15 protein-coding genes and 1 pseudogene are annotated in these 13,269 nt (G+C 70.3%); 15 read left to right on the top strand and 1 reads right to left on the bottom strand.

Features of this window, described 5'->3' with window-relative positions; translation table 11 throughout:
• Positions 1 to 162 precede the first annotated feature (162 nt).
• Positions 163 to 723: a GNAT family N-acetyltransferase gene (locus tag GXW71_RS33395; protein WP_211858196.1), complete on the top strand. Its 561-nt coding sequence runs from the start codon at positions 163 to 165 to the stop codon at positions 721 to 723.
• Between the two features lie 167 nt (positions 724 to 890).
• Here the strand turns inward: GXW71_RS33395 and GXW71_RS33390 are convergent, their stop codons facing one another.
• Positions 891 to 2,051, bottom strand: a complete 1,161-nt coding sequence (locus GXW71_RS33390; RefSeq protein WP_211858194.1) for a hypothetical protein — start codon at positions 2,049 to 2,051, stop codon at positions 891 to 893.
• A gap of 59 nt (positions 2,052 to 2,110) precedes the next feature.
• Here GXW71_RS33390 and GXW71_RS33385 point away from each other — a divergent pair, with 59 nt between their 5' ends.
• The 14 genes and pseudogenes from GXW71_RS33385 to GXW71_RS33320 all read left to right on the top strand — a co-directional run.
• On the top strand, positions 2,111 to 2,866 hold the full coding sequence (locus tag GXW71_RS33385) for a DUF3047 domain-containing protein (protein WP_211858193.1): 756 nt from the start codon (positions 2,111 to 2,113) through the stop codon (positions 2,864 to 2,866).
• Between the two features lie 65 nt (positions 2,867 to 2,931).
• Positions 2,932 to 3,438 (top strand): flavin reductase, encoded by a 507-nt coding sequence (locus GXW71_RS33380; protein WP_211858190.1) that lies wholly within the window; start codon positions 2,932 to 2,934, stop codon positions 3,436 to 3,438.
• 154 nt (positions 3,439 to 3,592) lie between these two features.
• Positions 3,593 to 3,766: a hypothetical protein gene (locus GXW71_RS33375; protein ID WP_211858188.1), complete on the top strand. Its 174-nt coding sequence runs from the start codon at positions 3,593 to 3,595 to the stop codon at positions 3,764 to 3,766.
• 414 nt (positions 3,767 to 4,180) lie between these two features.
• Positions 4,181 to 5,524 (top strand): B12-binding domain-containing radical SAM protein, encoded by a 1,344-nt coding sequence (locus GXW71_RS33370; protein ID WP_211858186.1) that lies wholly within the window; start codon positions 4,181 to 4,183, stop codon positions 5,522 to 5,524.
• A 99-nt stretch (positions 5,525 to 5,623) separates the two neighbouring features.
• Positions 5,624 to 5,884 (top strand): hypothetical protein, encoded by a 261-nt coding sequence (locus tag GXW71_RS33365; RefSeq protein WP_211858184.1) that lies wholly within the window; start codon positions 5,624 to 5,626, stop codon positions 5,882 to 5,884.
• Positions 5,885 to 5,996: 112 nt separating this feature from the next.
• A complete protein-coding gene (locus tag GXW71_RS33360) occupies positions 5,997 to 6,383 on the top strand; it encodes a PAAR domain-containing protein (RefSeq protein WP_211858183.1) in 387 nt (128 codons plus the stop codon).
• Between the two features lie 122 nt (positions 6,384 to 6,505).
• The gene (locus GXW71_RS35575; protein ID WP_211858181.1) at positions 6,506 to 7,594 is read left to right on the top strand and encodes a methyltransferase domain-containing protein; all 1,089 of its coding nucleotides are present in this window, start codon (positions 6,506 to 6,508) and stop codon (positions 7,592 to 7,594) included.
• A gap of 212 nt (positions 7,595 to 7,806) precedes the next feature.
• Complete coding sequence (gene rpsB / locus GXW71_RS33350; protein ID WP_211858179.1) at positions 7,807 to 8,646, top strand: 30S ribosomal protein S2; 840 nt, start codon at positions 7,807 to 7,809, stop codon at positions 8,644 to 8,646.
• 280 nt (positions 8,647 to 8,926) lie between these two features.
• Entirely contained in the window at positions 8,927 to 9,841 is a 915-nt protein-coding gene (tsf, locus tag GXW71_RS33345; protein ID WP_211858177.1) for a translation elongation factor Ts, read from the top strand.
• A gap of 110 nt (positions 9,842 to 9,951) precedes the next feature.
• Positions 9,952 to 10,680 (top strand): UMP kinase, encoded by a 729-nt coding sequence (gene pyrH, locus GXW71_RS33340; protein WP_211858175.1) that lies wholly within the window; start codon positions 9,952 to 9,954, stop codon positions 10,678 to 10,680.
• A 132-nt stretch (positions 10,681 to 10,812) separates the two neighbouring features.
• Positions 10,813 to 11,385 carry a ribosome recycling factor gene (frr, locus tag GXW71_RS33335; RefSeq protein ID WP_211858171.1) on the top strand — a complete coding sequence of 191 codons (573 nt, stop codon included), beginning with the start codon at positions 10,813 to 10,815 and terminating at the stop codon, positions 11,383 to 11,385.
• A 20-nt stretch (positions 11,386 to 11,405) separates the two neighbouring features.
• Entirely contained in the window at positions 11,406 to 12,185 is a 780-nt protein-coding gene (gene uppS, locus GXW71_RS33330; RefSeq protein ID WP_211858169.1) for a polyprenyl diphosphate synthase, read from the top strand.
• Positions 12,182 to 13,069, top strand: coding sequence for a phosphatidate cytidylyltransferase (locus tag GXW71_RS33325; RefSeq protein ID WP_211858168.1), 888 nt, complete (start codon positions 12,182 to 12,184; stop codon positions 13,067 to 13,069). The genes uppS and GXW71_RS33325 overlap by 4 nt, the downstream gene beginning before the upstream one ends.
• A 13-nt stretch (positions 13,070 to 13,082) precedes the next feature.
• Positions 13,083 to 13,269, top strand: a pseudogene (locus GXW71_RS33320) (1-deoxy-D-xylulose-5-phosphate reductoisomerase); the annotation flags it as partial.

The raw sequence follows: 13,269 nt of genomic DNA, 5'->3' as shown, positions 1-13,269 counted from the left end.
TGCCACGGAGGGCAGGGAATTGTCGGGCGGCATCGCGATCAGCGCGCCATCCGGCACGCTCGCCGCCATCGCCTCCAGGCTGATCGGGGTCATGTGGTTTCCTCCATGCCAATTCCATAGCCCCTGACGCCCGAGAGGCGAAGAGGCTAGCCTCCGGCCGCCATGGATCCGATCACTCTCGAAGGCCCGCGCCTCACGCTCCGTCCCTGGCGCGCGGAGGACGACGCCCCGCTCTTCGCCATCAACGGCGATCCGGACAGCATGCGCCATTTCCCGGCCGTCATGACCCGCGCCGAAAGCGATGCCTGGGCCGCCCGCATGCGTGGCCACTTCGCCGAGCATGGCTGGGGCTTCTGGGTAGCCGAGGAGCGCACGAGCGGCAGCTTCGCCGGCGTGGTCGGCCTGCTCACCATCCCCTGGCAGGCCCGCTTCACCCCCGCGGTCGAGATCGGCTGGCGCATCGCGCCCACTCACCTCCGCAAAGGCTACGCGGAGGAAGCGGCCCGCCTCTCGCTGGCCTTCGGCTTTGGGCGCCTGGCCCTGCCCGAGATCGTCGCCTTCACCCTGCCGGGCAATGAACCGTCATGGCGGCTGATGGAAAAGCTCGGCATGCACGCCGACGGCCGCTTCGACCACCCGCGCCTCGGCACCGACCACCCGATGCGCGAACACCTGCTCTACCGCATCGCCCGGGAGGACTGGGTGGCGAGCCGGTTCGGCTGAGGGGATGCTGTCCCGGAAGGGGCTTTGCCCCTCCCAGACCCACCCCAGCAGGAGCCTACAGGCCCCTCCGAAGGCAAGGCACCAAGTGCAGCAGGTCCAGGAGCATCTATGCTCCTGGCGGGTGAGGTCCGGAGAGGGCAGCGCCCTCTCCGGGACAGAGCATCCCATCAATCGAAGGGGCTCGCATCCAGGCCTGCCAGGGCGGCCCAGGCGGTGGCGCCCAGGTGCCAGCGGTCGGGGTAGTGGAAGTCTGCCTGGCCTGGGGTGATGCCGGTCTCGAGGCCGGTGGTGAGGGCGGGAATGCTGGCGGCGCGCACCCAGCCCTCCCGCGTCATGTGCTGCGTGATCGCGCCGGCGCAGCGCGCCGCGGCAGCGTCCTCGCCGAGGCGTTTCAGCAGCAGCGCGGCCTGGGCGGTGCCTTCCAGCCAGATGCCGTCGCGGTCGCGATCGAAGTCGAAGCCGTCGCCGACGGCATGCTCGCGCTGCACCCAGCCGAGCGCCGGCCGGTATTGCTGCGCGCGGGGCCAGGCGAGCAGGGGCCAGAGATTGGCGTCCAGCGCGGAGTGCCGGTTCGGCGTGCCATCCGGTGCCAGGCCGGAGAGGAAGCGGCCCTCGCGCGGGTCCCACATGGCGCGCACGAAGGCCTCGGCATGGGCGGCAAGCTCGCGCTGGCCGATCCGGGCGAAGGCGATCGCGAGGTCGAGATTCTGCTCCGTGGAGCGCCAGGGCAGGGGCGTGGGGTTGGGCTCGTGGCCCAGCGTGCCGCCGGTGAAGCCGCGCTCGGCGCGAAGCGTGGCGCACCAGGCGCCGGCCGCTTCGGCGGCGGCGCGGAAGGGCGGATCGCCGAGCTTCGTCCAGAGCAGGATCGCAAAGGCGACGGGGCCGGCGGCGCTGCCGACCTGATAGGCATCCTCGAACCATCGCCCGTCCCACCAGCCGGGCGGGCGGGCGCTGCGGGGCGCGTCAGGGTACTGGCGGCCGGCGGCATAGGCGTTGCGCAGCCGTCCGTCCTGCCAGTGGCGATCCTGGCTCTGGGCGAGGCGCAGCGCCTCCGCGACGCGCCAGGCCGCCGCGCGTTCCCCGGCAGCGAGGAGCGCCAGCCCGGCCAGGGCATTGTCGTAGGTATAGGCGGTCTCGGCATGCACGCGGTCGAAGGCCCCGCCGCGCCCGACCTCCCAGCTCCGCAGCAGGACAGGGCCGTCGGCGGTGGTGACGGCCGCGAGGATCGGCGCCAGCGCGCGGCGGCCGAGCCGGGGCCAGGGATCCGCCGCCTCCGCCGCGATCAGCGTCGGGGTGGCGAGCAGGATCGCGCGGCGCCGTGGGTGCAATGAATCGTCCAGTGCTGTCTTCGGCTTGCGGTGGATGCGTGCAGCCGAGATAAGGCGTGATGCGCCGGATCGCCACCATCGCGGCTCTGCTGCTGTCGCCACTGCTTGGCGGCGCGGCGGAGCGTGGCGAGACGCCGCCGGACCTTGCCGCTGCCGGCTGGACGGTTGGTGCCTGGCGCGGCATGCCGCAGGCGCTGTTCTCTTTCCTACCCAGTATCGCGTCCGGCACCGCATCCGGCATCGCGCCCTTGCCTCGCACTGCGTTTGGCAACGGGGTCGCCGCGGGCGGCATCAGGGTGCGTGGGCAGGCCGCGGGCGGCTTCGTGCGGCGGGCTCTGTCGGGGCCGGCGCAATGCCTGAGTTGGCGCTGGCGGGTCGATGCCGGGCCGCCGGCGACCGCGCTCAACCGGCGGGGCGGCGACGACCGGGCGCTGGCGATCTCGGTCGGCTTCGCGGGCTGGCCGACCCATGCCAGCCTCTGGCAGCGCACCCAGCATGGCTTCGCCCAGGCCGGGGCGGGAGATCACACCCTGCCGCGCAGCATGCTGATCTACACCTGGGGCGGCACCGGGCAGGAGCCGCGGCCTTTCCCGAGCCCCTATCTCGCAGGGCTCGGCCAGGTGCGGGTGATCCAGCCGGCCGATGCGCCGCGCGGCCGTTGGGTGGAGCAGCGGGTCGACTTGGCGGCGGATTGGCGCGCCACCTTCGGCGGCGATCCGCCGCCGCTGCTGGAGCTCTCGATCAGCGCCGACAGCGACGATACGCGCAGCCCGCTTGACGCTGCCGTCGACGGAATACGCATCGGACCCTGCTGAAGCGGGTTGACCGCGATGCTTGGCTGCCCGTCTTGTTGCATTGCAAACGCTGCGATGGATCCGCGATGACCGTCTCCCGCCAGGATTTCCGTGATGCGATGGCGCGCCTCGGCGCGGCGGTGAATGTGGTGACCACCGCCGGCCCCGAGGGCGAGGCGGCCTTCACAGCAAGCGCGGTCTGTTCCGTCACCGATGATCCGCCGACGCTGCTGGTCTGCCTGCGCCGCGGCAGCTCGGTCTGGCCGGCGGTGACCGGCAACGGCGTGCTCTGCGTCAACACCCTGGCGCATGGCCAGCGCCCGGTCGCCGAGGCTTTCGCCGGCTCCTCCGGTCCGCCGATGTCGGAGCGCTTCGGCGTCGCGGCCTGGAGCCGCCTCATCACCGGCGCGCCGGTGCTGGATGGCGCCGTCGTCTCCTTCGATTGCCGCATCGCGGAAGTGGTGGAGAAGGGCACCCACAGCGTCCTCTTCGCCGATGTCCTGGCGATCCGGCAGGGCAGCGCGCATGACCAGGCGCTGATCTATTTCAGCCGCGATTATCACGGCATCGGGAGGATGCTCGGCGCCGGGTGAGAGGCCGACGCAGGGCCGAATGGCCCGGAGGTCTGAATCGGCCGCGCGACTCAAAAAGGGACGCGAAGCTCCCATGCTGAAGCCGCAAACCTGCCGTCTTCAGATGGGAGTTTAATAGCGGTGACGCGATGCAGCATGCGGAGCCGGGGCAGCAATGATCGAAGTGAAGGTTGAATTGACGGACGAGGTCGCCGAGGCGATTGCGCGCCGCGCGGCGCAGCTCGGCTGTACCGCCGATGAATGGGTGGCGGCGATGGTTCAGGATGTGGCAGCGGATCTGCCGGAGGATCCCTCCGACGACGGCCCGGATGGGTTCATCTGCCGCTGAACTGGAGCGTGATGACTTGAGGCCGATCCGGCCGAAAAGTCTGAATCACGCGATCTAACAAAGTGGCTGGAGCATGATCGCTTCAGCTTGAGGCCATCATGCTCCAGGCGCCGAGTTTTCGCCTCTGACGCAGAGGGCCCCGGACGGTTCCCCGCCGGAGCCCTCCCATCGCGTGGCGGTCATCCGCCCGCGAAAACCCAGGTGACCCGCGCGGGCTCAGGCCTGCGCGGTGATCCGGGTCGCGGACGACATGCTCCGCGGATTGCGATGTGACACCGGATCACCTCCTTTCTGCTGTTGACGACAGCAGGAAACTTGCGCCCGGCCGACATCGGGATGCAACCGGATTTCCACGCCCGGCCCGTGCACAGCCTCGTGCTTCAACGCCTTGCGCGAGTCTGTTACTGTTCCGGCATGAAGGTCCTGTTCCTCGAGATCGACACCGAGAGCGATTGGGCGGTCGCCTCGCTCGGCCCCGGCTTCCTCGCGGCCTACCTGCGCGAGCGCGGGCATGAAGCGGGCTTCCTGCGCGTCGGCCTCGGCATGGGAGTGGAGGAGATCGCGGCCGCGGTGCGGGCGGAGGCGCCCGGCCTGATCGGGATTTCCGCGACCACGCGGCAATGGCTGCGCGCCCGCCTGCTGCTGGCGGAGCTGCGGCGCCGCTCCAACGTGCCGGTCATCCTGGGCGGCCTGCACGCCACCTTCTCGCCGGAGGAGGTGCTGCGCCATCCCGGCATCGACTTCGTCTGCCTCGGCGAAGGCGAGGCAGCCCTGTTCGAGCTGGTGGAAGCGCTGGAGGCCGGTCGCGACATCGGTGACGGCAGCGTCGGCAATATCTGGGCGAAAGACGGCAAGCGGCCGGCGATCCGCCCGCCGATCGAGCCGATCGACAGCATCCCCTTCACCGCGCGCGACCTGCTGGATGAACGCTGGGGCGTGGTACATGTCTCGACCCAGCGCGGCTGCCCGTTTCCCTGCACCTATTGCGCGGCGCGCATGTACGATCAGCTCTATGCCGACCAGGGCGGCCCCGCCTATGGCCGGCGCCGCAGCCACGCCAATGTCCTGGCGGAGCTGCGCGAAATCCGGGCGCGCGGGCCGCTGAACTACGTCATCTTCCTCGACGACACCTTCACCATCCATCATCCCTGGGTGCGCGAATTCTGCCGCGTCTACGGCGCCGAGTTCCGCGTGCCCTTCTCGCTGCACGCGCGCGTCGAGACGGTGAACCAGAAGATGCTCGGCGAGCTCGCCGAGGCCGGCTGCCGCCACATCGTCTATGGCGTCGAGAGCGGCAGCGAGCGCGTGCGCCGCCAGATCATGCAGCGCCACGCCACCAACCAGCGCTTCCGCGACGTGTTCCGCTGGACGCGGGAGGTGGGGATCATGGCGACCGCCAACTACATCATCGGCACCCCCGGCGAGACGGTCGCCGAGATGCAGGAGACGATCGCGCTCCACCACGAGCTCGACCCGGTCGATTTCGGCTATTTCGTCTTCTACCCCTATCCGGGCACCGCCCTGTTCCACCTATGCCGGGAGAAGGGCTACCTGCCGGAGGATCATCTCGAGCGCCCGGCGGTCCACAGCCGCTCCATCCTGAAACTGCCCGGCGTGACGCCGGAGGAGATCGAGGCGGTCTATGCGCAGTGGACCGCGATCCGCGCCGCCAAGACGGTGAGCCGTGTGCCGGAGGCCACCGCCGCGGAGGCGGCGGAAGCCGTGGCGCAGGTGGAGAAGCGCGCCCGCCTGGGATAAAGTGACGGTTCGGGGCCGGAAGGGCGGCGGATGCAAACCGCTTCGACCCTTCCATTCGGGCCTCAGCATGGGCGTTGTCGGTCGGGGACGGGGGCTGGTTTGGCGACACTGCAGGATCTGGGCAAGGCGATCGCGGGGCACCCGCAGAAGGTGCAGATCATGTTCCTCGGCTTTGACCTCTGGGTGGAGGTCTATGCCTCCGGCAGGGTCCGGCCGTCCCTGTTCAAGAAGGGCGGCGTGCCGACCTCGGATGAGGATCCCTACAAGGGCGCCAAGGTGCCGCTAATGGTGGTCGGCGACAACATCGTGGTCAGCGTGGACATCACCCTGCCGCCGGACGGGTTCCGGCTGGCGCCGTGACGGACGCGTAGCGCTGTGACGGACCTGTGACGCCGTGACGGATCCGTGACCATACCGCCCCTGGCGCGATCGATACGATTCCGTTAGGCTTGCAGGTCAGGGAGCCCCGCCCATGCCGCCTGCCGCCCGCATCACCGACCTCGTCCTGCAAGACGCGCCGCATTGCCATGCGCCGATCCATCCGCCAGCGCCGACGCCGACACCGGTGCCGCATCCGGCCCTGCCACTGCCGATCATGCCGCCGGGGGCGCCCACGGTGCTGATCGGCAAGCTGCCAGCCGCCCGCCTCACCGATCTGACGAAGATCTGCACCCTGATCCCCTGCGTGCCGGCCGGGCCCGGGATCATCATCAAGGCCTCGGCGACTGTCATGATCCAGAAGCTGCCGGCCGCGCGGGTCGGCGACATGACCTCCCACCCATCCTGCGTCGCGCCGATCCCGTCGCCGGTCGGCAAGATCCTCCCCCCGGGCTGCCCCACGGTGATGATCGGCGGCTGAACCGCTGGAGCATGATGCGCTCGCAAGCGCTCAGGCATCATGCTCCAGCCCATTGTTTGATCGCGTGATTCAGACTTTTCGGCGCTTCCGCCTCAAGTCATCACGCTCCAGGGCGAGGCGCCGTGCGGATTGGTCATTTCGAGGCGCTTGCGCCGGTCTGCCCGCGCTGCCGGATCGAGGGCCGGCCCGATAGCCCGCTGACCCTCACCCGCATCGGCGCGCGGGAGGGCGATGTCGTCATCGACGGCACCCTGCAATGCGGCGCCCCGGACTGCCTCTGCGAATTCCCGGTCATCGACGCGGTGCCGGTGATCGTCGCCGATCCGGCCCGCTACCTGGCCGACAGCCAGACCCAGATCCTGGCCCGGGAGGACCTCTCCGCCGAGGCGCTCGGCCTGCTCGGGGACGCGATCGGCCCCGGCACGCCCTTCGAGGCGACGCGCCACCATCTGGGCGCCTATGCCCATGACCATTGGGGCGAATTCGATCCGGAGGAAGCCGCTTCCCCCTCCGCCTTCCCGCCGGGCTCGGTCGCCCGCGCCCTCCGCGCCGGGCTGGCGATGCTGGGGGAGGGGGTGCCGGAGGGGCCGGCGCTCGATATCGGCTGCTCCGTCGGCCGCGCTTCGATGGAGCTGGCGGCCGCCGGCGGCGGGCCGGTGCTTGGCGTCGACCTGAACTTCTCCATGCTGCGGCTGGCGCAGCGGGCAATCCTGCGGGGCCGCGTCGCCTACCAGCGGCGACGTATCGGGCTGGTCTACGATCCCAGGGATTTCGCGGTGCCGGCCCCGGATGCGGCGCGCATCGACTTCTGGGCCTCAGACGCCATGGCGCTGCCCTTCGGCGCCGGGGCCTTCGCCCGCATCTCGGCGCTGAACGTGCTGGACTGCGTGCCTTCACCGGTGGCGTTGCTCAACGCCGTCGCGGTCCTGCTGCGGCCTGCCGGCGGTGCCGTGCTCTCGACCCCCTATGACTGGGCGCCGAGCGCCACCGAGCCGGCCTTCTGGATCGGCGGCCATTCCCAGCGCGGCCCGCACCAGGGCGCCGCCGAGCCTCTGCTGCGCGCCCTGCTGACCGAGGGCCAGCATCCCCAGTCCATCGCCGGCATCGCGATCGCCGGCGAGGATCCGGCCTTCCCCTGGGCCGTGCGCCTGCATGCCCGCAGCACCATGGTCTATGCTTTGCACCTTCTGGCGTTGCGCAAATCGGCTTGAGCGCGGCCTGCGGGCGAGCCTTGCGGCCCCTCTCTTGCTTGGCCCGTCTTGCTTCCCGCCGCCCTTTCGGCCATATCCCCCGCCACCTGTGGCATGTCGCCACGGGAATTCGCACGCGGTGCGCCCTTCCTGATCATGGGCAGGGTCCGGTCCCCCTTACGGGGGCTTGCGCCGCGGAAGTCCAACCGGACGAGCAGGAAGGAGAATCGCCGATGGCGATGCCAGAGGTTTCGCTGCGTCAGCTTCTCGAAGCCGGCGTGCATTTCGGCCACCACACGCGGCGCTGGAACCCGCGCATGGCGCCCTTCATCTTCGGCGTGCGCAACCAGGTCCATATCCTGGACCTGCAGCAGACCGTGCCGATGCTGGAGCGCGCCCTGAAGGCGGTGCGCGACACCGTTGCCGGCGGCGGCCGCGTGCTCTTCGTGGGCACCAAGAAGGCGGCGGCCGAGTATGTGGCGGAGTCCGCCACCCGTTGCGGCCAGTACTACGTCAACCACCGTTGGCTCGGCGGCATGCTGACCAACTGGAAGACGATCACCGGCTCCATCAAGCGCCTGAAGCAGATGGACGAGCAGCTCGGCGGCAACACCCAGGGCCTCACCAAGAAGGAAGTCCTGATGCTGACCCGCGACAAGGAGAAGCTTGATCGCGCGCTGGGCGGCATCCGCGAGATGGGCGGCCTGCCGGACATCATCTTCGTGATCGACACGATCAAGGAGAAGCTGGCGATCGAGGAGGCCAACAAGCTCGGCATCCCCGTCATCGCCGTGGTCGACAGCAACGCCGATCCGCAGGGCGTGGCCTTCCCGATCCCGGGCAATGACGACGCGATCCGCGCGATCAACCTCTATTGCGACCTGATCGCCGGCGCGGTGTTCGACGGCATCTCGGCCGAGCTGCAGGCTTCGGGCGTCGATCTCGGCGCCTCCGAGGAGGTCGCCCCCGAGGAGACCGCGATCGAGGCGGCCCCCGAGGAAGCGCCTGCCGCCCCGGAGGCTCCGGCTCCGGAGACCCCGGCCCCGGAGACCCCGGCCCCCGCCGCAGAGTAAGGCGGTCCGCGCCCTGTCATCGGGGCGCGCTTGATGAAAACGCCGCGGGAGGGCAGGCGCCCTCCCGCGGTGTCCCCTTGAGGCGTATGCAGACGGACGGCCCTGGGCCGGTCCGAGGCCGCGAATGCGGGCGGCCGGCAGTCCGGCGAGCCAAGGCGGCCGGATGGCCGCCGCCCGGCGCTTGAGGGGCATGGATTGGAGGGGCATTGATCGGCTTCCGATCAATGCCGTTGATTATGAGAACCTGGCGCGTGGCGCCGAGCAGGAACGGAGACATCCGATGGCCGAGATCACCGCGGCGATGGTGCGCGATCTTCGCGAGAAGACCGGCGCGGGCATGATGGACTGCAAGAAGGCCCTGGTCGAAGCAGGCGGGGAGATGGAGGCCGCGATCGACTGGCTGCGCAAGAAGGGCCTCTCGGCTGCCGCCAAGAAGTCCGGCCGCGTCGCCGCCGAAGGCCTGGTCGGCGTCGCCACCGGTCCGCAGACCGGCGCCATGGTCGAGGTCAATGCCGAGACCGACTTCGTCGCCCGCAACGACCAGTTCCAGGCCTTCGTCGCCGATGTCGCCGGCCTCGCCCTCTCGGTCGGCGAGGATGTGGAGAAGCTCCGGGCCGCGTCCTATCCCGGCACCACCCACACGGTGCAGGAGGAGCTGACCCGCCTGATCGCGACGATCGGCGAGAACATGACGATCCGCCGCGCCCGCGTGCTGAAGGTGAGCCAGGGCGTCGTCGCCTCCTACATCCATTCCGCGGTCAAGCCGGGCCTGGGCAAGATCGGCGTGCTGGTCGCGGTCGAGAGCGGATCGGAGCTTGAGGCGCTGGAGACGCTCGGGCGCCAGGTCGGCATGCATGTCGCGGCCGCCCGCCCGGACGCGCTGGACACCTCTGCGGTCGATGCCTCCGCGCTCGAGCGTGAGAAGGCGGTGCTCTCCGAGCAGGCGCGCGCCTCCGGCAAGCCCGAGGCGATCATCGAGAAGATGGTCGAGGGCCGGATCCGCAAATACTACGAGGAGGTCGTCCTCCTGGAGCAGGTCTGGGTGCATGACGGCGAGAGCCGGGTGAAGCAGGTGGTGCAGAAGGCCGGCGCCAAGCTGACCGGCTTCGCCCGCTTCCAGCTCGGCGAGGGCATCGAGAAGCAGGCCAGCGACTTCGCCGCCGAGGTCGCCGCAGCGGCCGGCACCCAGGGCTGACGCCCGGCGGCGCGCGCCCCGGGTCGGTTTCCCGGGCGCGCCGGTTGCCGCCGCCTCCGCCGCTCCCCTATGGTGCGGCGGCCTGTAACCCATTGCGCACCGGTACCGTCATGAGCCAATCGCCGGCCTACAAGCGCGTCCTGCTCAAGGTCTCAGGCGAGGCCCTGATGGGCAGCCGGGACTATGGGTTGGACAACGCCACCTGCCGCCGCATCGCCGAGGATGTGAAGGGCGTCGTGGAGCTCGGCGTCCAGGTCTGCCTGGTGATCGGCGGCGGCAACATCTTCCGCGGCATCTCGGGCGCCGCCTCGGGCATGGACCGCGCCCAGGCCGACAGCATGGGCATGCTGGCGACCGTGATGAACGCGCTGGCCATGCAGTCGGCGCTGGAGAAGCAGGGCGTCAGCACCCGCGTGCAGAGTGCGATCCCGATGTCCTCGGTCTGCGAGCCCTTCATCCGCCGCCGCGCCGAGCGGCACATGGAGAAGGGGCGCGTCGTCGTCTTCGCCGCCGGCACCGGCAACCCCTTCTTCACCACCGACACCGCCGCGGCGCTGCGTGCCGCCGAGATGGGCTGCGACGCGCTGCTCAAGGGCACCCAGGTCGACGGCGTCTATGCCGCGGATCCCCGCAAGAACCCGGATGCCGAGCGCTACATCACGCTGACCTATCTCGACATGCTGGCCCGCGACCTCGCGGTGATGGATGCCGCCGCGATCAGCCTGGCGCGTGAGAACAAGCTGCCGATCATCGTCTTCAACATCCACGAGCCTGGCGCCTTCACCGCCGTGATGAAGGGCGAAGGCCGTTTCACCACGGTGATCGAACAGCCGCATTGAGGCCGTACTGGAGCATGGTGTGTTCGCTTCCGCTCACGCACCATGCTCTTAGCTCTTTGTTTGATCGCGTGATTCAGACTTTTCGGCCGAGCCGGCCTCAAGTCATCACGCTCTAGGAAGGGGAACCGCGTCATGGCGGAGGACGCGAAAGCGCTCAAGCAGGACCTCACGCGCCGGATGGACGGGGCGATCGAGACACTGAGGAAGGAATTCGCCGGCCTGCGCACCGGCCGCGCCAGCCCGGCCCTGCTCGAGCCGGTGCGGGTCGAGGCCTATGGCGGCAATTCCCCGCTCAATCAGGTGGCGAACATCTCGGTCGGCGGCCCGGGCCTGCTGGTGGTGCAGGTCTTCGACCGTTCGCTGACCAAGGCTGTCGAGGTCGCGATCCGCGACTCGGGCCTCGGCCTCAACCCCCAGGCCGAGGGCCAGGTGATCCGGGTGCCGCTGCCGCCGCTGACGCAGGAGCGGCGCAACGATCTTGTGAAGACCGCGCATAAATATGCCGAGGCGAGCCGGGTCGCGATCCGCGGCGTCCGCCGCGACGGCATGGAGCGGGTCAAGGCGATGACCGCCGACAAGAAGGCGCCGATCAGCGAGGATGAGGGCAAGCGCACCCAGGACGAGGTGCAAAAGCTCACGGACCAGTACATCAAGCAGGTTGATACGTTGCTCGCCGAGAAGGAAAAGGACATCAAGACGGTTTGAGCCCGAAGGGCACCGCTGCGATGAGCTCCCTGTCACGTCCGCGCCTGGCGGACGAGACTTCCCCGCGGCCGCAGGAGGCCAGCGGTGTCGCCGTTCCGCGCCATGTCGCCATCATCATGGACGGCAACCGGCGCTGGGCGCAGGCGCGTGGCCTGCCCGTGGCGCTCGGCCACCGCGCCGGCGCCGAGGCGGCGCGCCGCACCATCGAGGCCGCCGGCCGGGCGGGGGTCTCCTGGCTGACGCTCTTCGCCTTCAGCTCCGAGAACTGGCAGCGCCCGATGGAGGAGGTGTCGGCGTTGACCGGCCTGCTGCGCCTCTATCTCAAATCCGAAATCGCTTCCCTGCTGAAGGAGGGCGTGCGGCTTCGGGTCATCGGCGACCATTCCCGCTTCGGTCCGGAGATGTCGCGCGCCGTCGCCGCGGCCGAGCGCGCGACGCAGGCGGGCACCCGCCTGAACCTCACGGTCGCGCTGTCCTATGGCGGCCGGGCCGAGATCGTGGCCGCCGCCCGCGCCCTGGCGGAAGCCGCGCGCGATGGCCGGGTCGATCCCGCCGCGATCGACGAGACGAGCTTCGCCGGCGGCTTGCAGACCGCGGGGCAGCCGGACCCGGACCTCATCATCCGGACCTCCGGCGAGCAGCGGCTCTCGAATTTCCTGCTCTGGCAGGCGGCTTATGCCGAGTTCGTCTTCCAGGACGTGCTCTGGCCGGATTATGGCGCCGATCACCTCGCATTGGCGCTCGGCGAATTCGCGCGCCGGGACCGCCGGTTCGGGCAGCGCGCCGAAGGTGGGGCATGAGCGCGCCCGGCGGCCGGGGGGGGCACCCCGCCGGCCTCGGCGGCAATGCCGATGCGGCGAAGCGCTGGCGCGATCTGCGCAAGCGCGTGCTCTCGGCGCTGGTGCTCGGGCCGGCCGCGGTCGCCTGCATCTGGCTCGGGGCGGAACCCTGGACAGCGCTGGTGGCGCTGGCCGTCGCGATCCTCGCCTGGGAATGGGTCCATCTCTGCGGGCTGCGCACCAGCGCCCTGCCGGGGCTGGCCGTGCCGGTCGCCGTCTTCGCCGCGGGAACGCTCGCGGTGATCGAACGGCCCCTGGCTGCCGTTCTGATGCTGGTCGCCGGCTACCTGTTGACCTGGGGCGGGGCCCGCGCCCTGCCGCGGGGGCAGCGGCCGGCGATTCCGGCCGGGCGGCTCGCGCTCGGCGTGCTGTATATCGGGCTCGCCGGCATCGCGCTGGTGGAATTGCGGCATGACAACACGGCAGGCCGGATCAACGTGCTGTTCCTGTTCCTGGTGGTCTGGGCCTCGGATATCGGGGCCTATCTGGCCGGGCGCGCCTTCGGCGGCCCCCGCCTGGCGCCCGCGGTGTCGCCGAACAAGACCTGGTCGGGGGCCGCGGGCGGCCTCGTCTCGGCCATGCTGGTCGGCCTGGCGGCGGCGATCCTGCTGGCACCGGGCAACGCATTCTGGTCGCTGCCCGTCGCCGCGCTGCTCGGCATCATGGCGCAGCTCGGCGATCTCCTGGAAAGCGCGATCAAGCGGCAGTTCCAGGTGAAGGACACCTCCTCCCTCATTCCCGGCCATGGCGGGCTGCTGGACCGGCTGGATGGTGTGCTGGCGGCGGCGCCGGTCGCCGCGATCCTCGCCATCATCTGCGGCCAGGGGCAGCCGATCTGGCAATGACAATGACCTGGCGATGAGCAAGCAACGGACCGTCACCCTCCTGGGCTCCACCGGCTCGGTCGGCCGCTCGACCGTGGCGTTGCTGGAGGCCGCGCCGGAGGGCGCCTTCGCCGTGGAGGCGCTGGTCGCCGGCCGCGACGCGGCGGCGCTGGCTGCGCAGGCGCGGCGCCTCCGGCCCCGGATCGCCGTGCTGGCGGAGG

The sequence above is a fragment of the Plastoroseomonas hellenica genome (assembly GCF_018129085.1).
Lineage (GTDB): Bacteria > Pseudomonadota > Alphaproteobacteria > Acetobacterales > Acetobacteraceae > Plastoroseomonas > Plastoroseomonas hellenica.
This window is presented reverse-complemented; position numbering and strand designations above follow the sequence as displayed.